Raw genomic sequence first — 23,170 nt, 5'->3', positions numbered from 1 at the left:
GCCGTGATGCACGTCAATTCGCATCATCTGGTGCTGGGCGCGCTGCGCGACCGGCGCCTGTCAGCGGTCGCGGATCGCATGGGACTGGCCGCGCGGTCAGCGCGCTAGCCACTGGTTGCCCCCGCCGAGAACCATCAAGAAAGCGCCACTTTTTGCAGACAAGCCACACAGGTCACGGGTAAAGTGCAGCTTCCGTCGCGTGCCACCACGCCACGTGCTGGGTCGCATCGCCCGTCAACCCGATCGACGGATTGCCACCGTGGGCGGTAGCGCTCAGGCCTCACTCAAATCGGCTTTTCTGACCGGCTTTCCGACTTCTTACCTATTTACCTATTACTCCGGAGCGTGACGATGAATCTAGATTCCGATTCAATTTTTTCCAACCTCGACAAGGCGGCCGCAGAGGCCCGCGCACAGGGTGACAAATGGATTGTGATCGATCGCATCTACGAACACCTGGATGCGCTAGAAAGCCAAGACTATCAAGATGTCCTGGCGCGCATATTGGCCCTGATCGAAAAGTATCCCGAGCTGGATTATGGTGGTCCTGGCCCCTTCGGGTCGCTGATTGAGCGCCAGCCCGTCGGCGCCTATGCGGCGCAGTTGCTGGCGTCGTTAAAGCGGCAGCCGAGCACGCAAGTGGTAGCGCTCCTGGACCGCATGATGCGCATGGACGAAGCTGAGCGAGAGGAGCAAGGCGGCCCAACCGTTGCGGCCTTCCTGGATGCGCTTGACGCGGTGCTGCGGCATCCCGCCGCGAACGACGATTGCAGAGAGTTTGCGCGGATGTGCCTGACTCCGTGAGCGCCAGGACCTGCTGTTTGGAAGCCGCATATCTGCTACGCGAGCTCACAGTAGAAATGCCGTATCAGGCGCACTAACACAACCTCTTTGCCATTGAGCGCCGGAATGGCGCGGATGCCCACAGTGGCGCGGCTTCGGTTATCGCGCCACAATCGCGCCACTTCTGAGGGGAATCGCGCCAATCTCCTGTGCCTTCGGTACATATCCCGGTTGCGCCTGTGTCAAAATGACGCGCAGCCTGCCTGATCGCACCTCGCCTTGGCTGGGGTAGACTGCGCCGCGCCCGCTCGCAACTAACAATGACGCTTATCCGCCGCATCCGCTTGACCGCATGGCTTGGCCTGATCGCCATGTGGCTCATCGTGCTTGCGCCGGCAGTCAGCCAGTTTGTGGCCGCGGCCCAGGCCAGCGATCCCGAAGCCGTCATCTGCTCGGCCGCCCACCCGGGCGATGCGCCGCATGACATGCCGGGCAGCTCGCTGAACGCCTGCGGCTATTGCGATCTGCTGGCGGACCATGTGCCGCTGCCTACCCTAGCGCCTGCGGCGCTGTCGGCGATCCCGCTGCTGGTGGTCGCCACGTCGCACGTGCTGGTCACCCGCTTCACGCCACTCGGGGCTTTTCCTTCAGGACGCCCCAGGGACCCTCCGGCCCTGCCTCAATCCAGTCTGTAAGCAACGCACGCCCTTTGGCGTGATCGTGGCGTCCGCGCGCACCTGCGCACGGGCGCCGGACAACGATTTGAGGTAGACCCAATCATGCGCACGCTGCTGCCCCTAGTCATCCTTGGCACCATCGGCACGCTGGCCGAGGCCGCCGACGAACAGAGCCTGCCGGCGGTCCAGGTGACCGAAACTCGCTCGTTTGCCGAGAAAAACCAGTTGCCGCAGACCACCGCGAGCATCACCGGCGAACAAGCCGCGCAGGCCATCAACGTGATGGGCGCGGAAGACGCCCTGAAATACCTGCCCGACGTGCTGGTGCGCAAGCGCTTTATCGGCGACACCCAGTCCCCGATGGCGACCCGCACCACCGGCATCAACGCCAGCGCGCGCAGCCTGATCTATGCCGACGGGGTCTTGCTGTCGACCCTGATCAACAACAACAACAACGGCAACGGCTCCCCGCAGTGGTTCATGGTGACGCCGCAATCGATCGACCGGGTCGACGTCATGTACGGCCCGTTCGCCGCGGCGTATCCGGGCAACTCCTACGGTGCCGTGACCGAGATCACCACGCGGATGCCGAAGACGTTCGAGGGCAGCCTGGAAGTCACGGGCGCCATCCAGCAGTTCAGCAAGTACGGCACCGACCAGAACGAGCCGGCGCAGCAGGTCAGCGCCACGCTGGGCGACCGCACCGGAAAGTTCTCGTGGTGGTTCAGCGCGAACCACCTCAACAGCTTCAGCCAGCCGCTTAGCTTCGCCACGGTCGGCCAGTCGACGGCCGCCGCCGGTGCCGCCCTGCCGGTCATCACCGGCGCGTACGCCGACCGCAACCGGACCGGCGGCGCCATCCAGGTAATTGGCGCTGGCAATTTCATCCATACGCTGCAGGACAACGCCACCGTCAAGCTGGGCTACGATTTCACGCCAACGTTGAGCGCGGTCTACACGCTGGGCTATTGGCAGAACAGTTCAAAAGCGAGCGCGCAAACCTACCTGAGCACGACATCCGGGTCGCCCTTCTACGGCGCGTCAGCCGGCAACGTCAATATCGGTGGATTCGCGTACAGCGCCAGCACCATCGCGGGCCAGTTTTCCAGCAACAACGTCGATCAGGAACACCTGATGCAGAGCCTCAAGGTCGGGACCCGGACGCAAGGGCTGTTCGACTGGGAGGCCATAGTCAGTAATTTCTACTATCTGCAGGATTCGAGCCGCTTGTCCACCGGGCTCTATCCGGCGGCGCTGACGGGTGGGCCTGGCCGGACCACCGACATGAGCGGCTCCGGCTGGTCCACCTTCGACGTCAAGGGCATCTGGCGGCCGCAGGGCATCGCCGGCGCGAACATCGTCAGCTTCGGCGCCCACTACGACCAGTTCAAGCTGAGCAGCCCGACCTACAACACCACCAACTGGGTCTCCGGTGGCAATGGCGCCCTGTTCAGCACCTCGCAGGGCAAGACGCAGACCGGCGCGCTCTGGCTGCAGGACGTTTGGCGCATGACACCAAGCCTGCAGGCAACGCTGGGCGGCCGCTATGAGATGTGGCGCGCCTATGACGGGTTCAACTACGCCATTGGCAGCAACGGCGTGGGGGTGCCGATCCAGCAGCCCAGCCTCGACAAATCCGGCTTCTCCCCCAAGGCGTCGCTGACATGGGAGGCCAGCCAGCTGTGGTCGGTGACCGGCTCGTTCGGCAAGGCGCTTCGCTTCCCGACGGTCGGCGAGCTCTACCAGAGCGTGCAGACCGGGACGACGTTCACCCAGGCCAATCCGTTCTTGCAACCGGAGCGCGTCCTGTCTGGCGAACTTGCCATCGAGCGCCACACCAGCGAGGGCAAGCTGCGTGTTTCCGCCTTCAGCGAGTACGTCAAGAACGCGCTGATCTCCCAGACCTCGACAATTGCCGGGTTCGCCACGCCCGTCTCCTTTACGCAGAACGTGGGCAAGACACGGCAACTGGGGCTCGAGCTGGCCGGCCAGCAAGACCATGTGCTGATCAACGGCCTGACGCTCTCGGGCAACGTCACCTATGTCAACTCCCGGATTCTCTCGGATGACAGCTACGTGCCGACCACCCCTGGCGCGACGGCGGTCGGCAAGCGCGTGCCCTACGTGCCCACGTGGCGCGGCACGGTAGCGGCAACCTATCGGCCTGACAACAAATGGGCTTACACGCTGGCCGCGCGCTATAGCAGCCGCGTGTACGCGACGGTCGACAACACCGACATCAACCCCGCGACCTACCAGGGCTTCGAGAGCTTCTTCGTGATGGATGCGCGCGTGCACTACCAGCTAGACAAGCATTGGAGCGGTGCACTGGGCGTGGACAACCTGAACAATCACAAATACTTCCTGTTCCACCCCTTCCCGCAGCGCACGTTCTACCTGAGCCTGAAATACACCCTTTGACAGATCCCGCCATGTCCCAGCTTCTCGAACGGCCGCCCATGCCCGCGCAAGCCACACAGACCTCGCCGGCAGCAGCGGCGTCTTATCGCATGCTCTGGCGGTGGCACTTCTACGCCGGGCTCTTCGTCGCGCCCTTCCTGGTCGTCCTGGCGATCACCGGCACGATCTACTGCTTCCAGCCGCAGATCGAATCGCTGCTCTATCCGCAGTTGCTGCGCGTGGAGCCCGTGGGCGTGAAGCTTGCCGCCCAGTCCTTGCTGGACCGGGCATGGGCCCAGGCGCCAGAAGGCGCCGTGGCGACGACCTACACCGTCGATTCGTCCCCGCGCGCCAGCGCCGAGTTTGTCTTTCGGCTGTCGTCGGGCAAGAGCGAAAGCCTGTACCTGGACCCGTACACCGGCAATTTTCTCGGCAGCCTGAGCGTGGAGGACCGGCTGATGAAGCAGGTGCGCATGCTGCATCGCGCGCTGCTGCTGGGCAAGACCGGGGAGTTGCTGATGGAGCTGGCGGCATGCTGGTCGCTGGTGATGATTGCCACGGGCGTCGCGATGTGGTGGCCGCGGCTGCGCGACAAGGGCGGCAAGGCCTTCGTGATGGGCAAGGCCGCCGGCGGGCGCGGCTGGTGGAAGGAAGTCCACCTGGTCATCGGCGCCTGGATGGTCATCGGCGCCGTGGCGTTCGTGTTGTCCGGTTTGCCCTGGACCGCATCGTGGGGCAAGCAATTCAAGGCGATCGCGACCGCAGCGCGGCTGGGCAATCCGGCCGGCGCATGGGGCGACGCGGGGGTCCGGTCGACACCGGGCGCGGCCAGCATGGATGCGCTTCCCCTCGCTGCAGTCCCCTGGGCGGTCGGCATGGCCAAGGTTCCGTCCGGCACGTCGCCGGCAGTGGGCGCTGCCACGATCAGCCTGGACCGTGCGGTGGCGATCGTGGCCGAGAACGGTGTGTCGAGCGGCTACCAGCTCGTGCTGCCGAAGTCAGCCACCGGCGTGTTCACCGCCTCCTATTTCCCCGCGGATCCCAAGGTGGAACGCACGCTGCATATCGACCAGTACACCGGCAAGGTGCTCAAGGACATTCGCTACGGCGATTACGGCGCGGTGGCGCAGGCCATCTCCTACGGCACGTCCCTGCACATGGGCCGCTACTTCGGATTGGCCAACCAGATTGCGTGCACGGTGATCTCGCTGGGCCTGATGCTGCTCGCCGTGACGGGCCTCGTGATGTGGCTAAAGCGCCGGCCCGCGCGCGCCCTGGCCGCGCCGTCATTCCCGCGCACGCTCCCGCCCATGCGGGCGTGGGTGATTGGCCTGGGTCTGCTGGGCGCGGTGTTCCCGATGATGGGCGCCACGCTGGCGATGGTCTGGCTGCTGGATCGCTGGTTCGCACGGCCGGCCGCCGTGCGGCGGGCTGCGCCAGACGCTGCCAGTCCGCTCAGAAGCGGTAGTTGACGCTCAGTTCGACCCGCCGGCCAGATCCTTGCAACCATTGCGTGGCGTTGTAGTAGGCGGTGGTGACGTAGCGCTTGTCGAAGACATTGAACCCGCGCAGCGCCAGCGTCGTGTCCCGGCGCGCGCGCCATTGGAGCGACAGGTCGGTGGTCGTATAGGCCGGCATCTCGAGCGTGTTGGCGCGGTCGGCGAAGCGCCGGCCCACATAGCGCAGGCCTGCGCCGGCGGTCCATGCCGGGTGGAAGCGCCACGTCACCCAAACGTTGGCCAGCCGCTCGGGCACGTCCGTGGGCACATTGCCACTACGGGAGACCGCTGCGCCCCCCACGGACTCCGTGAAATCGTCATAGCGCGCCTGCAGCAAAGCGGCATTGGCATCCACGCGCCAGCCGGAGAGAAACGCCAGCCCGAAGGTGGCTTCCAGCCCCTTCGACGACTGCTGGCCCACCTGCACGCTGGCCGAAGGATTGGCAACGTCACGCGTGACCAGGTTCTTCTTGACGATCCGATAGGCGGCCAGCGTCAGCTCGCCCTTGCCCTGCCAGAAGCCCTGCTTGACGCCGACTTCAACCTGGCGACCGGTGGAGACGTCAAAGTTGCTGTTGGCCGGCGTCAGCATCAGCAAGGCGCTGACCGGATCGGCCGCTTGCGCGTACTGCGCGTACACGGCGAGATCCGGCGTCAGGTTGTATACGGTGCCAGCACGCCAGCCAACATTGGAAAACGTCCTGTCGAAGGCCGCCTGCCCGGCCACCAGGTCACGGCGCGACAGGTCGGCGCGGTCATAGCGCAACCCGCCCAGCACGGACCAGCGCGGCGTCACCTCAAGGCGATCCTCGGCAAACAGCGCGTATTGCGTCGCCTCGTTGCGATAGCGCGGCGTGGTGCCCGCCACGTTGATGAACGTACCGCGATCGAACACATAGGGATCCACCGCCGATGTGCCTGAGTACGGCGAATTATTGGTATGCGTGAACGACGCCCGGTTGACGTCGAAACCCACCGACACGCTGTTCTTCATGCCAAAAAGATGGTGCCGGAACGTGGCATCGGTAGTATTGCCGACCTGCCACTGCTCGTGCAGGATCTCCGTATAGGACGAACGGCTGACCAGCCCCGTGGCCGGCACGTAGTTGTAGTACTCGGCATTGCGCCAGTGCCGCTTGCTGTCGATGTAGTAAAAGCGCGAGCGCACCGTGGCATCGGCATTCGGTGTCCACTGCGCGGCGAGCTCCGTCCATTGGTCATCGAACTTGAGCAGGCTGTCGCCCACGTTGTAGTTCTTGCTCCGCAGCGCCGCGTCCTGCTGCCCGTTGACCAGCGGCACGCCGAAGTAGCGCTGCGGCTCCTGCCAGCCTTTGGCATAGCTGAGCTTCAGGCTCAGGTCCGGCGTGGCGTCCCACTGGATGGCACCGGACAGCGACAGGTTCCGGGAGTCGCCGAGATCGACGGATCCGTCGGACCGGTTGCCGCTCACATCGAGCCGGTAGGCGAGCTTGTCGTTGATGGCGCCGCCGCTGCCGAACGCCAGCCGCTGTGTATTCTCCGTGCCCAGCGCGGCCTGGATTTCACTCTCGACCGGGCCACGCGCTGGCTTCTTCGGCACCACGTTGACCACGCCGCCGATGGCGCCCTCTCCGTAGATCACCGAAGCCGGGCCGCGCAGCACCTCGATGCGCTCGACGGACCAGGTATCGAAGGGGAACGTGATGCCGATGCCGCCATACTGGCGAATCCCGTCATAGAGCTGCATCACCGAGGTCGAGCCCGTGAAGCCGCGCGCCGACAATGCGGCGCCGCCGTTGCCGGGGTGGCCGAGGCCGGACAGCCCGGGCGCGCGGGTGATGGCATCCACGAGCGATGCGTCGCCGCGTTCTTCCAATTGCTCGCGCCGGATGACGTCGACGCTGGCCGGGGTCTGCATGGGCGTCAGTCCGAGATTGGAGCCCGTGGATGCCCGCCCGCGCAACGCAGAATCCGGCGCGGCGGAGACAGTGACCGGGGCAAGGTCGGGCGCTTCGCGAAGTGCGTCCTCAGCGTAGGCGGGAAAGCCGGCGGTTGCGGCGGCGAGTGCAAAGCAATGATGTCGAAGCGAGGTGGGGAGCATGAATGGAGGCGCGCTGAGTCCGGAGAGTTGTCGGCTCGGAGCGCCACTCGTGCGAGTGGCGCTAGAGGCGCGAAAGTCTACCCAGCGGCCTGACATCAAAGGAATGCGGCAATGCGACGCATTGGGCGCAATGCGTGGTCGCGCCATCCATGCAGCGACCATTTGCCACGGGCTTGTCGATGAATCGAAGCCCAGCGAGATCGGCTACATCTCCTCGCTCACCAACCTGTCCGCCTCCGCCTTCACCCTCTGCCCATGCTGATCCAGCACCGGCGCCGCGAACGGCTCGGGCCCGGGCGTGCGCCCGAACTTGATGGCACGGGTAAAGCCGCGATACCGGCCCACGGTGGGATGCTCGAACGTGGTCACCATGCCTTCCGCCTGCACCTGCGGGAAGTCGAACATATCTTCCACGGAGCGCGCGGCAGCGCAGGGCACCGCTTCGCCGAAGTGCGCCTCCCATTCCAGCGCGGTGCGGGCTGCCAGCGCGCGGTGCAGCATGGGGACGATCTCATCCTGATGCTGCGCGCGCTTGCGCACGCTGTCATAACGCTCGGTGGTGAGTTCAGCCAGGCCGGTTTTCTCGCAAAGCGCCGCCCAGAAATGCGGCGTGTTCGCGGAGATGTAGAGATAGCCTTCCTTGGTCGGATGGATGCCGGTGATGCCGCCGGAGCGCATGTCGCGGCCAACCTCCCTGGGTTCGTTGTCCGCCCAGACCATGCGGGCCGATTGCATGGTCAGCGCCGCGCGCAAGAGTGAGATGCCGACATACTGGCCTTCGCCGCTTTTCTCGCGCTCGTAGAGTGCGGACGCGACGCCGCCGGCGACCAGCGCCGAGCCGTAGTAGTCGACGACCGAGCCATAGAGAATCTCTGGCGCGCCGCCCTGCTTGCCCTGCAGCGTGCACATGCCGGTCATGGTCTGCAAGACCTGGTCGTAGCCGGCCTTGTCCTTGAGCGGGCCATCTTCCCCATAACCGGTCACGGCGCAATAGATCAGGCGCGGGTTGACCAGCTTGAGCTGTTCGTAAGCGATGCCCAGCCTGGGCGGCACGGTGGGCCGGAAGTTGTGCACCAGCACGTCGGCGGTGCGCACCAGCGCCATCAGCCGCTGCAGGTCGTCGGCTTGCTTGAGGTCCAGCACCACGCCCAGCTTGCTGCGGTTCACGCCCAGGAAGGCGCGGCTCTCGGTCTCCAGCGAGGAAGGGTACTTGCGCAGGTTGTCGCCGGCGGGCGGCTCGATCTTGATGACCTCGGCACCCTGGTCGGCCAGCAGCGAGCAACCATAGGGGCCAGCTATGTAGGCGCTCAGGTCCAGCACGCGCAGGCCGGACAGCGGGCCCGGCTTGCCGGTGCGCTCGCTCAGTGGCGCGGCGCGGTCATCAAAGGGGGGACGCATGGAAATCTCCGGAAACAGGAAATAGAGGCAGTAGAGGCAAGGCGGGCGAGCATCAGTCCACGACGATGTTCTGGCGCTTGGCGAGCGTCTTCCACCGTTCCACGTCCTGCCCGATGATGGCGGCGAACTGGGCCGGCGTGACGGGCCTGGCTTCGGCGCCCTCCTTCAGGAAGGCCGCTTTGATCTCGGGCTTGGACAAGATGGTGTTGACGGCGGCGTTGAGCTGGCTGACGATCGCCGGCGGCGTGCCGGCCGGCGCCAGCAGGCCCCACCAGAGTTCGAATTCATAGCCCGGCACCGCGCTGGACATGGGCGTGAGATCCGGCGCGATCGGGCTCGGCTTGAGGCTGGTGATGCCAACGGCGCGTACCTTGCCGGCGCGCACCATCGGCAGCAGCGAGGGGCCGCTGGAGATCAACAGCTGTGTCTGGTCGCCGATCAGGTCGGTCACGGCGGGACCCATGCCGCGATACGGGATATGCGTGATGAACAGGTTCCCGGCCCTGGCCTTGAGCAGCTCGGTGCCAAACTGGTTGACGCTGCCCGGCCCGCTTGAGGCGTAGTTGTACTTGCCCGGCCTGGCGCGGATCGCCGCGATCAGTTCCTGCGGCGTCCTGGCGGGAAACGCATTGTTGACTGCGACAATGAACGGCCCTTGCGCAAACATCGCCACCGGCACAAAGCTCTTGACCGCATCGAACGGCAGCTTGGCCTGCACCGCGGCATTGGTCGTCATGCTGGACGACACGGCGACCAGCGTGTACCCGTCCGGGGCGGACTTGGCCACGATGCCCGTGCCGGTATTGCCGCTGGCGCCGGGCCGGTTGTCGATGACCACGGGTTGCTTGAGCTCCTCGCCGATCTCCCTGGCGACGATGCGAGCGAAGATATCGTTGGAGCCGCCCGGCGGATAGGGCACGACGATGGTGATGGGCTTGCTTGGATATCCGCCCTGTGCGAACGCCGCGCCGGATACCAGGCTGGCAATGGCCGTGGCGGCCAAGGCCACGCTACGGGAAATGGATACGAATGCGGATGCGGATGCGGATGCGGTTGGTGTAGTCAAAGTGTCTCCTTCTGTTTTTTTGTTTGCCCCATGCGATGCAGCCTGATCCCGGCAGCGGATCCCGGCGGAGTCAGGCAGGCAGCAATCCAAGGCGCCTGGCGGTAGCCACGATGGCTTGCGCCCGCTTCAGGAACGGCGGGTCGATCATCTTTCCGTCCACCACGTAGGCGCCCACGCCCCTGGCCATCGCATCGCGCGCGGCCTCCAGTACCCGCGCCGCATGCCCGATCTCCTCATCGCTCGGGCGGAAGGCCTGGTTGGCCAGGGGGACCTGGCTGGGATGAATGCAGCTCTTGCCAAGAAAGCCCATGCGGCGCGACAGCTCGGCCTCGGCACGGAAGCCGGCTTCATCCTTGATGTTGGCAAACACCGTGTCGTAGGCGAATACGCCGGCCTCGCCGGCTGCCATGCGCACCGCGTACATGGCCTGCTGGATCGCCGCGCTTTCGCGCCGGGCGATGCCCAGCGGCTCGAACAGGTCGCCCAGGCCAAGCTGCAAGCCAGCCACGCGCGGGTGGGCCGCGGCCAGTTCGCCGGCCAGGCGCAGCGCCTTGGGCGTTTCAATATTGAGCAGCAGGCGGACCGGGCTGTCCACGCCATGCGCAAACCCGTTGACCCGTTCCGCCTGCTCGATGGCGGCGGCAGCGCGGCGCACGTCGTCGGCGCTCTCGGGCTTGGGCAGGTTGATCAGGTCCAGGCCGGGCTGCACCACTGCGGCCACGTCGGCCGCAAAGTGAGGGGTGTCCATCGCGTTGACCCGGACGATCAGGGTCTTGCCGCTGGCGCGGGCCTGGCCCGAGCGCAGCAGCTCGCGCAGTGCCTCGCGCGCTTGCGGCTTGCGCTCCTGCGCCACCGCGTCCTCGAGGTCGAACGAGAGCCCGTCCGCGGCGCTGGCCAAGGCCTTGTCGAACAATTCCGGGCGGGAGCCGGGGACGAACAGTTTGCTTCTCATGGCAACGTGAACCGATGGCTTTGGAGTGCGCCAGTGTGTGTCACGCCATAACAAAGATAAACTATGCATCTCTTTCTTTAATCGATAGAAAATGTATGGAGACAGCCTACCTCAACGCGTTCCTGGTCGTCGTGGATACCGGCTCCCTCGCGCAAGCCGCCCGGCGGCTCAACGTGACGCCCGCCGCCATCGCGCAGCAGATCCACGTCCTGGAGCGGGAGCTGGGCACTGCCCTGCTGGGCCGTGCCGGCCGCACCGTGGCGCCGACCGAGTCGGGCGCACGGCTCGCCGAACGCGCGCGCACCTTGCTGCGGGACTTCAGCCAATTGCGGGATTGGGTGAATGAGGTGGAAGCACCGCGCGAACTGCGCCTGGGCACGATCAACACTGCGTTGCACAGCCTGCTGCCGGAAACGCTAGCCGGGTTCGCCGCGGAGCATCCGGGTGTCTCCGTGTTTATCCAGTCGGACAAATCGGCGGCGCTGTATGACGCCGTGAAAAACGCAGAGCTGGATGCGGCCGTCTGCCTGCACCCGCCCTTCGCGCTGCCCAAGACCATCGTGTGGGAACTGCTGCGTGAGGAACCCCTGGTTGTACTGGCGCCCGCCCGGCTGGCCCGGCGCGATCCGCACGAACTGCTGCGCACCGAGCCGCTGATCCGCTACGACCGCAGCGTGGGCGGCGGCAAGCAGGCCGACCGGTACCTGCGGCAGGCCGGCATCGCCGCGCACGAGCGGTTCGAGCTCAGCTCGCTGGTGGCGATCGCCATGATGGTCGACCGGGGGCTGGGGGTGTCTCTGGTGCCCGACATAGCGTCGCCGCTGACGGCAGGCCTGCGCATCGCCAAGCTGACGCTGCCCGAAGCGACCGAGCCGCGCCGGTTCGGCATCTTGTGGCAACGCTCGTCTCCCCGCACGCCGTTGATCCACTCGTTGCTGCGGCACGCGCGGCAGGCAGCCGCCTGAGCGCTTACTGGCGCCGATCCGGCGCCGATCCGGAGATGCTCAAACGGCATGATCCGCGCCGCCCGGAAACACCCGCTCGCCCAGGAAGTCGATGAACACGCGCAATTTGGGCGACGGGTGCCGGCTGGCAGGCCACAGCACGCGGAAGGTGCCGCTACGGTCCACGTAGTCGTCCAGCACGGTGCGCAACCGGCCGTCGGCCAGCGCCTCGCGGATGGCAAAGTCCGGCAGGCAGGCGATGCCGAGGCCCTGCAACGCAAAGCTCACGCGGGTCTCGATGTTGTTGCAGATCATCGAGGTAGGCAGGTTCAACTCCGGATCGACGGCTGCGCGGCGCAACGGCCAGGCTTCCAGCTTGCCGCTGTTCGGGAAGCGGTATTGCAGGCAGGCATGCCCGGCCAGGTCCGCGGGCTGCCGGGGCTCCCCGCGCTGCGCGAGATACGCTGGCGACGCCACCAGCAAGATCCGGAACGCGCCGAGACGCCGCGCCGATAGCCGGGAGTCGCTTGGCTCGCCGGTGCGCACCACGGCATCGAAACCCTCTTCGATCACGTCCACCATGCGGTCGGTGAAATCCAGGTCCAGCTCGATTTCCGGGTACTGCCGCATGAAGTCGCCCAGCACCGGCAGCACCAGCGAACTCACCAGCGGCAGGCTGACGCGCAAGCGCCCGCGCGGCGCTTGCGCTGCGCGCGACAGCTCCTGCTCCGCCGCCTCGATCTCGGCCAGGATGCGGCGGCTGCGCTCCAGGAACTGCGCGCCTTCCGCCGTCAGGGTAATGCTGCGCGTGCTGCGGTGAAACAGCCGCGCGCCGAGCTTTTCTTCCAGCCTTGCGACGCTCTTGCCCACGGCCGACGCCGACACGCCCATCAGGCGGCCGGCGGCCACGAAGCTGCGGGTCTCGGCGACCTGCACAAACACCGTAAAGCCACTCAGGCTGTCCATCGGCTTTCCCCTCATGCCAAGCGCCTCGATCCTCGATTACGGATAATTATGTCCGGATAACCAGGAACTCTAGCCTACTTTTTCCCGAGTCAAATGTTTCTTATCGTTTGCTTGATCCCATCCCTGTCTTGCGACGAAGGAAAACACGCATGTTGTCACCCCTGTCCCCCCTGTCCGCCCGCGTTGACGCGGCGATTGAACAAGCCCTTGCCGCCCACCGCCTGGTCGGCGCCGTCGTGCTGGTTGCCCGCCACGGCGAAGTCATCCACCGCCGCGCCGCGGGCCTGGCCGACCGTGAGGCCGGCCGGCCCATGCGCACCGATACGCTGTTCCGCCTGGCGTCGGTATCCAAGCCCATCGTGTCGAGCGCAGCGATGGTGCTGGTGGCGCAGGGCCGCCTGGGGCTCGACGAGGCCGTGACGCGCTGGCTGCCGGATTTCACGCCGCGGCTGGCCGACAGCAGCCCCGCCATCCTCACCGTGCGGCAGCTGATGACCCATACCGCCGGGCTGGGCTACCGCTTCTTCGAAGCCGACGAGCACGGGCCCTATGCCCGCGCTGGCGTGTCGGACGGCATGGACCAGCCGGGCATCACGCTTGCGGAGAACCTGCGCCGCATCGCCAGCGTGCCCTTGCTCTATAAGCCGGGCACCGCCTGGGGCTATTCGCTGGCCACGGACGTGCTTGGCGCCGTGATCGAACGCGTTTGCGACGCGCCGCTGGCCGACGCGGTGCACGCGCTGGTCACGGGTCCGCTGGGCATGGGCGACACCGGCTTTGCCGCGGCCGATGCCGAGCGGCTAGCCACCGCCTACGTCAACGACACGCCAGTGCCGCGCCGCATGCGCGCGCACGATGTGGTCCCCGTCGTCGACGGCACGGCCGGCATCCACTACGCGCCGGCGCGCGCATTGGACACCAGTGCCTTCCCCTCCGGCGGCGCCGGCATGGTTGGCAGCGCCAGCGATTTCCTTCGCTTGCTGGAGACCCTGCGCCAGGGCGGCGAGCCATTGATGCCCGCGGCCTGGGTCGATGAAATGGGCCGCAACCAGACCGGCGCATGGGGTCCGCCGGATGCGCCGGGCACCGGCTTCGGCCTGGGCTTCTCGGTGCTGCACAATCCGGCTGCGGCCGGCTCGCCGGAGTCGGCCGGCACCTGGCGCTGGGGCGGCGCTTACGGGCACTCTTGGTTCGTCGACCGCGCCCGGGGCCTGAGCGTGGCCGCGTTCACCAACACCCTGTATGAAGGCATGTCCGGCCGCTTCGTGACGGACCTGCGCGACGCCGTCTATGGGCAAGAGGCGGTGGCGCGATGAGCGATGTGGCACCCATGAAGGCCATCGATGCCGGCCGCTCCCTGTTCTTTATCGCGCTCGGCCTGTTTGGCCTTTACACCATCGAGTTCGGCGTGGTCGGCATCCTGCCCGCTATCGTCGCGCGCTACGGCGTCACGGTCGCCCGGGCAGGCTGGCTGGTCGGCCTGTTCGCGCTGGTGGTGGCCATGTGCGGGCCGTTCATGGTGCTGTGGCTGTCGCGCTATGCCCGGCGCAGGGTGCTGGCGGGCTCGCTGTTCGTGTTCGCCGTGTGCAGCGTGCTGTCGGCGTGGGCGCCGAACTTTGCCGGGCTGATGGCGCTGCGCATCGTCCCCGCGCTGCTGCATCCGGTGTTCTTCTCGCTGGCGTTCGCGGCGGCCGTGTCGCTGTACCCGAAGGAGCGAGCCACGCATGCCACGGCGATGGCCTTCGTGGGCACTAGCATGGGCCTGGTGCTGGGCGTGCCAATCACCGCGTGGATCGCGGCGCGCTTTTCCTATGAAGCCTCCTTCCTGTTCTGCGCCGCCGTCAACGCGGCGGCGGGAATCGGCCTGCTGGCCATGCTGCCGGATGCGGCGCAGCGGCCCGCACCCGCGCAGGCCGCATCGGCCAGCCGGCCCTCGGCCATCCTGCGCAAGCCGGCGCTGTGGCTCAACCTGTTCGCAACCGTGTTCGTCTTCGCGACGATGTTCTCGGTCTACAGCTATGCGGCCGAGTACCTCGCGAGCGAGGCCGGCATGGGCGGCGAGGCCATCAGCGCGCTGCTGGTGGTGTTCGGTATCGGCGGCGTGGCGGGCAATCTGATCGCCGGCCGGTTGCTGGGCAAGAGCCTGGCGCGAACCGCGCTGCTGCACCCGGCGGTGCTGGGTGGTGCCTACCTTGTGCTCTACGCCTGCGGCAATGCCTCGTTTGTCCCGATGATCGCGGTCTGCCTGCTGTGGGGCGCCGCGCATACCAGCGGCCTGATCGTCAGCCAGATGTGGCTGGCATCCGCCGCGCCGGAAGCCCCGGAGTTCGCGACCAGCCTCTATATCTCGGCCGCCAACCTGGGCGTGGTATCCGGCTCGGCGGTGGGCGGCTGGTGCATCACCGCAGCGGGCATGACGGGCGCGTTGTGGAGCGGCTGGCTGTTCGCCGTTTTGACAACGCTGTGCATGGCGCTGAAGCTGCTGCTGTTCGACCGCAAGCCGGGTCACGCCAGCGTCATGGCGGCTAAAACCTAAAACGCCGGATGCAGCGGCAGGTACGCCTTGATCACGATCGCATTGGCCTGGTCGATGAGAAAAGGCACCGACCATGGCCACCACCAGGAACGCCAGGTGCCGCTACTCAGCCGCTACTCAGCCGATTCGCCCACCCGCAGCATGTTCCACGTCAGGCCAAGCTGGGCATCGGTCTTCAGCGAGAGCAACTGGCGGGAGAGCCGGGCCAGATGCGCCTGTTCCGCCAGGTTCTTGCCGACCACGCCTTTCTCCTCGGCGGCGTTGGCAAGCACGCCCTCCAGGTCGCCGTAGCGCTGCAAGAGCTTGGCCGCGGTCTTGGCCCCGACCTTCTCGACACCGGGGATATCGTCCGTGCTATCCCCCAGCAGCGCGAGATAGTCGGCCAGCTGGTGACTGCCCACGCCGAACTTATCCATGACGTAGCGTTCATCGAACCAGGACGGCTCCCCGTTCTTCGCGGTGGCAAAGTGGTTGCGCACAATGGCGCCGTCGGCAATCAGCTGCAGCACGTCCTTGTCCGTGCTCACCGGGATCACCTGCCCCTCCTTGCTCGCGGTCCAGCGATAAAAGGCCGTGGCGATGATGTCGTCGGCCTCGTAGCCGTCGATCATGGCTGTCTGCAGCCCGAGCACTTCCGTCAGCGTCAGCCGGAAGTCCGGCAGGACCTCCGCCAGCTCCGGGTCCATGGGCTTGCGGTGCTGGCGGTACTGGGGATACAGCGCGTGGCGCCAGGTCTTGCCGCCGGTGTCGAATGCCGCCAGCGCGTGTGTCGGCTTGCATTCGGTCAAGGCCCGGCGGAACGAGGCCAGCGCCGAAAGCACGGCGCCCTCGACCTTGGCCGGAATGTCCTCAGCCGGGTTGGCTTCGTAGACCCGGCGCAGGATGTTCAGGCCGTCGATGAGCAGTAGAGTGTGCTTCATTGTTCTTGCGATTCTTGCGATGCGTGCGATCAGACCCTCTATTTTGACGTGCGAAGCCCGTCGCGCAACCTTTTCGGGCGGGGGAATCAGCAAGAATGCGGGGTTGCGCCGGCGGTCCACCTCGTCTAGTCTGAGCAGACTCAACCTACGCCCGGAAATGAACAACAATCACGACACTCGCCAGGCAGTAATCGACGCCCTGCAAAAGACGGGCACCCCGATGGATGCATATCAGGTCGCAAAGGCCACGGGCGTCAGCCCGATCCAGGCAGCGCGGACACTCACGAAACTCGCCGCAAAAGGCGTCGTGCAGACCGACGCCCAGCTTGGCGCCGAGGCCGACTTGTCCGCGCAGTTCCGCCTGGCTCCGGCGCCGAAGGATGCCGCCGGAGGGTAAAAGCGGAGGTGGTTGCTGCCAGGCCGGCGCCAGGATTTGGTGCATGTGCACCGCCGATCTCACGGGCAATCGTGTCCGTTGATACCGCGCGTGCGGCGAATACGTGGCTTGACGACGCGATCGGCCACCGGGCGGATGCCCGAAAAAGCGCGAATGCCGCGCTCATTCTTGCAGCAACTGCATTGATTCTGGCAATGCGCCGAGACCATTTCTGGAAATAATCCCAATCAGGACTATCCATGACGCGCCAACCCGCGTATATTTCGGCCCGCGGGGTGGAGCAGTTGGCAGCTCGTCGGGCTCATAACCCGAAGGTCGCAGGTTCAAGTCCTGCCCCCGCAACCAGATTCTGAAAAGCCCGTACGGTTCACGCCGCACGGGCTTTTTGCATTGCCGGCACAAAACGCTGTCTGGCTGGCAATATCCGGATGGCGCGCCGGATGCGCCGGCCATGCCTCTTGCCCGATCTCGCCCGATAGCGGGCCTAACCCGACAACGCGATAGCCGCGGTAGCAAAGGAGTGAAGCACATGCCCCCGTTCGAAACCCTTTTGCCATTTTTCGGCATCGCCGTGGTGCTTGGACTGACCCCGGGCCCGGACAATGTCTTCGTGCTGCTGCAATCCGCCATGCGGGGGCCCCGCGCGGGCATGGTCGTGGTGCTTGGCCTGTGCACCGGGCTGCTGGTGCATACGGCCGCGGTCGCGCTTGGCCTGGCCGCGCTGTTCGCCGCGTCCAAGCTCGCATTCATGGTGCTCAAGATCGCCGGCGCGCTATACCTGGCCTATCTTGCCTGGCAGGCGTTCCGCGCCCCGGCGGGCGCGATGAGCCAGGGCAACGGCGACAAGGCTGGCGTGGGGCATATGTACCGGCGGGGCGTAGTGATGAACCTGACCAACCCCAAGGTGGTGATCTTTTTCCTCGCGTTCCTGCCGCAGTTCGTCGCACCGGACCGTGGCCATATCGCGCTGCAGATCATGGTGCTCGGCGTGGTCTTCATCATCGCCACCCTGCTGGTCTTTTCCATCATCGCCTACTGCTCGGCCATGTTCGGCGCCCTGCTGCTGCGCTCGGCACGCGCGCAGCGTGTGCTGAACTGGTTTGCGGGGGTGGTGTTCCTGGGGCTGGCCGCGCGGCTGGCTACGTCGAGGATGTAGGGGAGCGCTTGGGGTTCGGCGTTTTGATGTCCCGTTCCGCTGATTCGTACGCAAAATCTGTTGAGCTTGGAGCAGGAACAGTAGGTCGGGGGCGGTATGCGATGTGTGTTGCTTGTAGCCCGCTGACGCGGGAACGTCTCTTGTGGGTGGGGTTTTGATGCTTCTAGCTGCTGTCGCGGCTGTACGGGGTTGGCCGATTTAGAACGTGTGAGATGTTACTTCTCTTTACTCGTAAAGAGAAGTAACCAAGAGAAAGCGATCCTTGCAGGAGGCTGGACGACGTCATTGGGGACCCCAACGATTTCGTCGTCAGGCCCGGGGTTTTAATGGACTCGTGCCGTTACCAGTTTAGATCGTCACGACGCTGCCAATGCCCAGGGTTTCGTGGTGGCCCCCAACGGTAGCTACCGCCACGAATTTCAATCCGTCTGTCGCTCGCGGTGCGGGCGGCCACGAAGTTGCAAGCGTCCCGTTTCCGTCGTGGGCGCGGTGGCACCGCTGGAACAGTTCTGAGAGATTCACCACCGCGCCCACCCCACCACGAAACCATCATGGCGTGATATATCGTGGCGATTCGGACCGGTGCCGGCAGATGTGTGAACGAGCAGGGATGCCGCTACCGAGCAGCCTCACCACGAAACCAGCGTCATTTGCTGGGTCGTGGTCCTTTAAACCGGTAACGGCACGAGTCCATTAAATCCCGGGGCCTGACGACGAATCCACCGGGCTGCTCAACCCCGAAAAGCCAGCCTCCTGCAAGGATCGCTTTCTTTTGGTTACTTCTCTTTACGAGTAAAGAAAAGTGACATCTCACACGTTCTAAAACGCCAATACCGTACAGCCGCGACAGCAGCCAGAAGAAATAAAGCCCCGCCCACAACACACCCCCCGCGTAACCGGGCCACGCCAAACAGCCGTCTCACCCTCTCCCACATCACCCCCAAGCATACGTGGTGATGAACCAGAACGCCCCCTTCTTCAGTTCGGCACTTGCGGCCGCCTCGCTGCCGCGCGCTCCCTCCTTCCCCTCCGCTTTCCCCGCTCGCTGGGGCGCCGCCGTCAACCTCCACCTCCCATCGGGCCGGCGCTTTGGCTGCGCGAGCTGTCGGCGGCGTTGTTTTCTGCCCACGCATTGTGAGAGAAATGTAATGAAACGAAAAAAATCCGCAAACCCGCATTCGACACGCCCGTCTTATCCGACGGGCTATCTCAGCGTGATTTCAATCCGCCCTCAATCTGAATTCAAGAACTCTAATTCGGAATTTTCCGCAAATTCTTAAGACCCGTCTGATTCCCCTAGCGACGTTGCCCAATTTACTATCCCCCTTCGGTCGTTGCGCCTTTGGCAAGTAGCGCAGCAATAGCCCCGCAAGACACCCACTCATTGGGTGTCTACGGTAGCAACCAATCCTATTGTTTCGGAGCGTGATTGCATGGGTAGTCGATTGCCATTTTCCTCTCGTACCGTCACCGTTTCCGGTGCCGGCCTGCCGGAACTGCTGGGACAGCCGCTGCTGGTGTTTTCCAGGCTGTCCGGCACCGAGGGCATCAATGCCCTGTTCGAATACGAACTGGACCTGAAGACGCCCGACGACCGCAATGCGCTGTACGGCCCGGCGGGCGATTTCGACCTCGAAGCCATGCAGGGCCAGGAGTTGACCATCAGCATCGAGCTGGACGGCTCCGGCACCGGCATGGCGGGCGGCTTTGGCAAGGGCGTGCGTGAAATTACGGGCATCGTCACCGACGTGCGCGGTCCCTTCCATGAAAACGAGCGCATCCGCTACCGCCTGACGCTGCGCCCGTGGCTGTGGCTCGCCACGCTCACCAGCACCTTCAAGCGATACCAGAACATGACGGTGCTGGAAATCGTGGAAGCGGTGTTGAGCAAATACACCTTCCCAGTCGAGCGCCGGCTTTCACTCATCGCGTACCCAAAGCGCGAGTATCAGCTACAGGCCGGCGAAACGGACTACCAGTTCGTACGCCGCCTGCTCGCGGAATGGGGGATCAATTTCCATTGGGAATTCTCCGAGGGCCACCATCGCATGGTGCTGACCGACGGCAACGGCGCCTTCCTGAATATCCCCAGCCCCGCCTACGAAACGATCAGCTGGTATCCCTCCTCGGACCGCGTGGACGAAGAACACCTCTATGAATTCGAGGTCCGAGACCGGCTCATCCCGGGAGAATGGGCGCACGGGGACTACGACTTCAACCACCCACGCGCGAACCTGAACGTTTCGGCCGCTGACCCGCGCGACACCAGCCACGCGACTCAGCAGCTCTATTCCTGGCCGGGAGACTTTTCCGAGCCCGCGACCGGCAGCGATGCCCGCCAGGAGGGCGACATGCTGGCGCGCATCCGCATGGAAGCGATCCGGCAGCAAGCCTTCCGCGTGCGCGGCAAGGGCAATGTGCGCGCGATGGCGCCAGGGCACACCTTCACGCTCGAGCGCTTCCTGCGTACGAAGGCGAACCGAGAGTACCTGATCTTTGCCACGTACCTCCTGATCGAGGACGTAGGTGAGTTCGCCGGCAGCGGCCAGCAATGGCGTTGCGAAGTGGAATTCCAAGCGCAGCCGACCAGCGAGATCTTCCGGCCTGAAACCGTGGAGAAACCCAGGATCGGCGGCTATCACGTCGCCAGGGTTGTCGGCCCGGCCAATACGGAAATCTGGTGCGACAACTTTGGCCGCATCAGAATCGAGTTTCCCTGGGACCGCTACGGGAACAATGACGAAAACAGTTCCTGCTGGGTCCGCGTCGCGGATTTCGCCTCGGGCAACCGCTTCGGCAGCACGCACCTCCCGCGCATCGGCCAGGAAGTGATTGTTGACTACCTGGGCGGCGACCCGGACCGGCCGATCATCGTCGGGCGCGTCAACAACCAGCTGAACCTGCCGCCATGGGACTTGCCGAACCAGTTCGCCTTGTCCGGCTACCAGAGCAAGGAACTGTTCGGCTATGGCCGCAACCACACGCTTTACGACGATACCCAAGGCCAGCAGCAGGTACAGGTGGCGTCGGACCACCAGAGCAGCTTGCTCGCGCTCGGCCACAACGTCCGGGTGAAGGATTTCGAAGGACGCAAGGACAAGCGCGGCGAAGGGTTCGAGCTGCGCACCGATGCGCATGGCGCGCTGCGCGCCGCGCTCGGCATGCTCATCACCACCTTCTCTCGCCTGCATGCCGAAGGCAACGCGATGAACGTACGCGATGTTGTTCAGTTGCTCGAAAGCGCGCAGGACATTGCCGCCACCCTGGGGGAGAAAGCGACCGAAGCCCATGCCCAGGACGGCGAGCAGCCGGAAGTTGCCAAGCGGCTGGAAGCGCAAACGGCGCAAATCAAGGGCGGAGGCGATCTCAAGGAATTCACCGCGCCCCACCTGGTATCGGCCAGCCCCGCCGGCATCGTCTCCACCGCTGCCGGTTCCACGCATATCGCCAGCGGCGGCGACACCGCGCTCACCACCGGGGAACACCTGTCGGTGACCACCGGCGGCGGCTTCTTTGCCAGCGTGCGCAAGGCGCTGCGCCTGTTCGCCTATGAGGCCGGCATGAAACTGGTCGCCAACATGGGAGACATCGACCTGCAAGCCCTGAAGAACAACATCAACCTGCTGGCAAAACTCAAGATCACGCTCACGGCCGACGAGATCCGCATCCAGGCCAAGGAAAAGCTGCTGCTGGCCGGGGGTGGGAGCTACCTGCGCCTGGACGGCAACATCGAGCACGGCACCAACGGCAGTTTCACCGTTCACGCCGCCAGCAAGCTCCTGACCGGGCCAAACAGCCTGCCGATGGAACTGAACACGAAACAGGTGTGCATCGAATGCCTGATCCGAGCCGCCGCGCGCAACACCGCCCTGATGCTGCGCTAACCACCAGACCGCCATGAGCCAAGCCGACCCCATCTTTATCTATGTTCTTGCCGACGGTGCGCAACACCACGCTCAGGTTGGCGACCTGATCCGCCAGGCGTCGGCGCATCGCAACGTCTATGCCGGCCTGCCCGAGGAGAAAGCCGGCGATGCGTCCCTGTTTCTCGCGCATGTCGCCGACGCCGAGGAGCCTTGGCTCGCGAAGCTGGATGAACTCGACCTGCTCGCGCCCTGCATCTCGCTGATCTGGAGCCGCGCCGGGATTGACGCACTGGCCACGCATCTGCAGCAATTCCTGATCGCCGATATTGGCGACGGCATGGGCGTCATGCTGCGCTACTTCGATCCCCGCAACCTCAAGACCACCATGACGCTATGGGGCGAGGACACGACGCAAAAGCTGATGGCCCCCATCCTGCAATGGAAATATCGCGGGCACGAGCCGGAGTGGCAGCGCCTGGACGGCCCCATGAACGGGCATACGGTGCAGACTGCCCCGGTTGCCATCCGCTTCGGCCAGCAGCAAGTCGATGCCTTCATGGCGCACAGCGAGCCGGATCAGTTGCTGGGCACGCTCGTGGAAAACGGCACGGTGCCAGCGGATGGCCCCTATCTGCCCCGCTTCCGGGACTTTCTGGCGCGCTATCGGCGCGTCACGCGGTGGCACCTCACCGAACCCGCGGACCGCTTGCGCTATTGCGAGCACTCGTATCAATACGGGCTGGAATTCGATCTGTATCCGGAAGTATGCAGTGCGCTGAAGTCCCGTGCCGAAAGTGGCGAAGGGTTCGGCGACTGCATGGATCGCATCCCCGATTACGTGTGGAACAGCCTGCGTAGGAAGCTGGTTGCCACGTCAGAGACTGGGGAGACGAAGTGAGTCGAGTTAATACATGGGCGCATGGGCATGTGAAGCGCCGGCTTGCATTGATGGTGCTGTTGGGTGCGTGCGTTTCGCTGTTCGCTTGCTCCGAGGAATGGCGTGCAGGCGAGCACAGCGCGACCAAAAAGGAAGAGAAATATGCCGGAGGCGTTAGCGGCCTGAACTACTCATCGGATGCCATCGAGGGCTTCAGCGTCACCGGGCCACGTGGCATGAACGGCGGGGGGGCCAATATGGGCCCGGCATACAAGGATGGGCCGGCCACTGCTGGGGAAATGTGCTGCATCGGGATTCCGAAGCACTGGCAGCCCGATACCAAACTCGAAATCGAGTGGGTACGCGATCGCTTTCCCTACAGCCATGAAAACAGAACCGGCGCAGTAGTAATGAAAGCGACCGTGACTGTGCCTCAGTATGCGCCGAAGACATCCGGGTTTTTTGCCATTTTCCTACCAGGAGATCGCGTGAAAGTCATGGTGGGAGACGGCAATGCCAATGGGAACAACGATGTCAATATCAGACCTCCCGATGACGACCCATTTGTCGTCCAAGGGGTACTCGATGAAGCCTTGACGAAGGAACTACAGGAGAGCTTCAAATGAGCGTAAGGAGAGAAAGCCTACGACAAC

The 23,170-nt window shown here is 64.9% G+C and carries 18 protein-coding genes and 1 tRNA gene; 13 read left to right on the top strand and 6 right to left on the bottom strand.

The window, feature by feature from the left end; translation table 11 throughout:
- Window positions 1–351 precede the first annotated feature (351 nt).
- The 4 genes from AC1Q7Q_RS11220 (at window position 352) to AC1Q7Q_RS11205 (ending at window position 5,332) form a co-directional block, all read left to right on the top strand.
- Entirely contained in the window at window positions 352–804 is a 453-nt protein-coding gene (locus AC1Q7Q_RS11220) for a hypothetical protein (RefSeq protein WP_492372188.1), read from the top strand.
- Between the two features lie 299 nt (window positions 805–1,103).
- Window positions 1,104–1,478, top strand: a complete 375-nt coding sequence (locus tag AC1Q7Q_RS11215) for a DUF2946 domain-containing protein (RefSeq protein ID WP_492372189.1) — start codon at window positions 1,104–1,106, stop codon at window positions 1,476–1,478.
- A gap of 84 nt (window positions 1,479–1,562) precedes the next feature.
- Entirely contained in the window at window positions 1,563–3,881 is a 2,319-nt protein-coding gene (locus tag AC1Q7Q_RS11210; RefSeq protein WP_492372190.1) for a TonB-dependent receptor, read from the top strand.
- 11 nt (window positions 3,882–3,892) lie between these two features.
- Window positions 3,893–5,332: a PepSY-associated TM helix domain-containing protein gene (locus AC1Q7Q_RS11205; RefSeq protein WP_492372191.1), complete on the top strand. Its 1,440-nt coding sequence runs from the start codon at window positions 3,893–3,895 to the stop codon at window positions 5,330–5,332.
- Here AC1Q7Q_RS11205 and AC1Q7Q_RS11200 read toward each other — a convergent pair.
- The 4 genes from AC1Q7Q_RS11200 to AC1Q7Q_RS11185 form a co-directional block, all read right to left on the bottom strand.
- Window positions 5,316–7,439: a TonB-dependent receptor gene (locus AC1Q7Q_RS11200; protein ID WP_492372192.1), complete on the bottom strand. Its 2,124-nt coding sequence runs from the start codon at window positions 7,437–7,439 to the stop codon at window positions 5,316–5,318. The genes AC1Q7Q_RS11205 and AC1Q7Q_RS11200 overlap by 17 nt on opposite strands.
- A gap of 204 nt (window positions 7,440–7,643) precedes the next feature.
- The gene (locus AC1Q7Q_RS11195) at window positions 7,644–8,837 is read right to left on the bottom strand and encodes a CaiB/BaiF CoA transferase family protein (RefSeq protein ID WP_492372193.1); all 1,194 of its coding nucleotides are present in this window, start codon (window positions 8,835–8,837) and stop codon (window positions 7,644–7,646) included.
- A 52-nt stretch (window positions 8,838–8,889) separates the two neighbouring features.
- Window positions 8,890–9,858 carry a tripartite tricarboxylate transporter substrate binding protein gene (locus AC1Q7Q_RS11190; RefSeq protein WP_492372279.1) on the bottom strand — a complete coding sequence of 323 codons (969 nt, stop codon included), beginning with the start codon at window positions 9,856–9,858 and terminating at the stop codon, window positions 8,890–8,892.
- A gap of 115 nt (window positions 9,859–9,973) precedes the next feature.
- Window positions 9,974–10,855 (bottom strand): HpcH/HpaI aldolase/citrate lyase family protein, encoded by an 882-nt coding sequence (locus tag AC1Q7Q_RS11185; protein WP_492372194.1) that lies wholly within the window; start codon window positions 10,853–10,855, stop codon window positions 9,974–9,976.
- Window positions 10,856–10,950: 95 nt separating this feature from the next.
- On the opposite strand from AC1Q7Q_RS11185, the gene AC1Q7Q_RS11180 reads away from it, so the two are divergent.
- On the top strand, window positions 10,951–11,820 hold the full coding sequence (locus AC1Q7Q_RS11180; RefSeq protein WP_492372195.1) for a LysR substrate-binding domain-containing protein: 870 nt from the start codon (window positions 10,951–10,953) through the stop codon (window positions 11,818–11,820).
- A 39-nt stretch (window positions 11,821–11,859) separates the two neighbouring features.
- Here AC1Q7Q_RS11180 and AC1Q7Q_RS11175 read toward each other — a convergent pair whose 3' ends face one another.
- The gene (locus tag AC1Q7Q_RS11175) at window positions 11,860–12,765 is read right to left on the bottom strand and encodes a LysR family transcriptional regulator (RefSeq protein ID WP_492372196.1); all 906 of its coding nucleotides are present in this window, start codon (window positions 12,763–12,765) and stop codon (window positions 11,860–11,862) included.
- A gap of 149 nt (window positions 12,766–12,914) precedes the next feature.
- Between AC1Q7Q_RS11175 and AC1Q7Q_RS11170 the strand changes: the two genes are divergently transcribed.
- Window positions 12,915–14,081 carry a serine hydrolase domain-containing protein gene (locus tag AC1Q7Q_RS11170; RefSeq protein WP_492372197.1) on the top strand — a complete coding sequence of 389 codons (1,167 nt, stop codon included), beginning with the start codon at window positions 12,915–12,917 and terminating at the stop codon, window positions 14,079–14,081.
- A complete protein-coding gene (locus AC1Q7Q_RS11165; RefSeq protein WP_492372198.1) occupies window positions 14,078–15,301 on the top strand; it encodes an MFS transporter in 1,224 nt (407 codons plus the stop codon). Before AC1Q7Q_RS11170 ends, AC1Q7Q_RS11165 begins: the two co-directional genes overlap by 4 nt.
- Window positions 15,302–15,414: 113 nt before the next feature.
- On the opposite strand, the gene AC1Q7Q_RS11160 is transcribed toward AC1Q7Q_RS11165, so the two are convergent.
- On the bottom strand, window positions 15,415–16,221 hold the full coding sequence (locus AC1Q7Q_RS11160) for a 5'-3' exonuclease (protein ID WP_492372199.1): 807 nt from the start codon (window positions 16,219–16,221) through the stop codon (window positions 15,415–15,417).
- Window positions 16,222–16,378: 157 nt separating this feature from the next.
- Here AC1Q7Q_RS11160 and AC1Q7Q_RS11155 point away from each other — a divergent pair, with 157 nt between their 5' ends.
- From AC1Q7Q_RS11155 to AC1Q7Q_RS11130, 6 genes are all read left to right on the top strand, one after another.
- Window positions 16,379–16,618 (top strand): hypothetical protein, encoded by a 240-nt coding sequence (locus tag AC1Q7Q_RS11155; protein ID WP_150986120.1) that lies wholly within the window; start codon window positions 16,379–16,381, stop codon window positions 16,616–16,618.
- Window positions 16,619–16,887: 269 nt separating this feature from the next.
- Window positions 16,888–16,963: transfer RNA gene (locus AC1Q7Q_RS11150), tRNA-Met, on the top strand.
- A gap of 184 nt (window positions 16,964–17,147) precedes the next feature.
- Entirely contained in the window at window positions 17,148–17,774 is a 627-nt protein-coding gene (locus tag AC1Q7Q_RS11145) for a LysE family translocator (RefSeq protein ID WP_492372200.1), read from the top strand.
- Between the two features lie 1,433 nt (window positions 17,775–19,207).
- Window positions 19,208–21,658: a type VI secretion system Vgr family protein gene (locus AC1Q7Q_RS11140; protein WP_492372201.1), complete on the top strand. Its 2,451-nt coding sequence runs from the start codon at window positions 19,208–19,210 to the stop codon at window positions 21,656–21,658.
- Between the two features lie 13 nt (window positions 21,659–21,671).
- Window positions 21,672–22,538 (top strand): DUF4123 domain-containing protein, encoded by an 867-nt coding sequence (locus AC1Q7Q_RS11135; RefSeq protein WP_492372202.1) that lies wholly within the window; start codon window positions 21,672–21,674, stop codon window positions 22,536–22,538.
- Window positions 22,535–23,143: a DUF3304 domain-containing protein gene (locus AC1Q7Q_RS11130; protein WP_492372203.1), complete on the top strand. Its 609-nt coding sequence runs from the start codon at window positions 22,535–22,537 to the stop codon at window positions 23,141–23,143. The genes AC1Q7Q_RS11135 and AC1Q7Q_RS11130 overlap by 4 nt, the downstream gene beginning before the upstream one ends.
- Window positions 23,144–23,170 lie beyond the last annotated feature (27 nt).

Source organism: Cupriavidus sp. GW823-FHT07A04, assembly GCF_058794615.1.
Note: the sequence above shows the minus strand (reverse complement) of the source record. Positions and strands in the feature narration are given on the sequence as shown.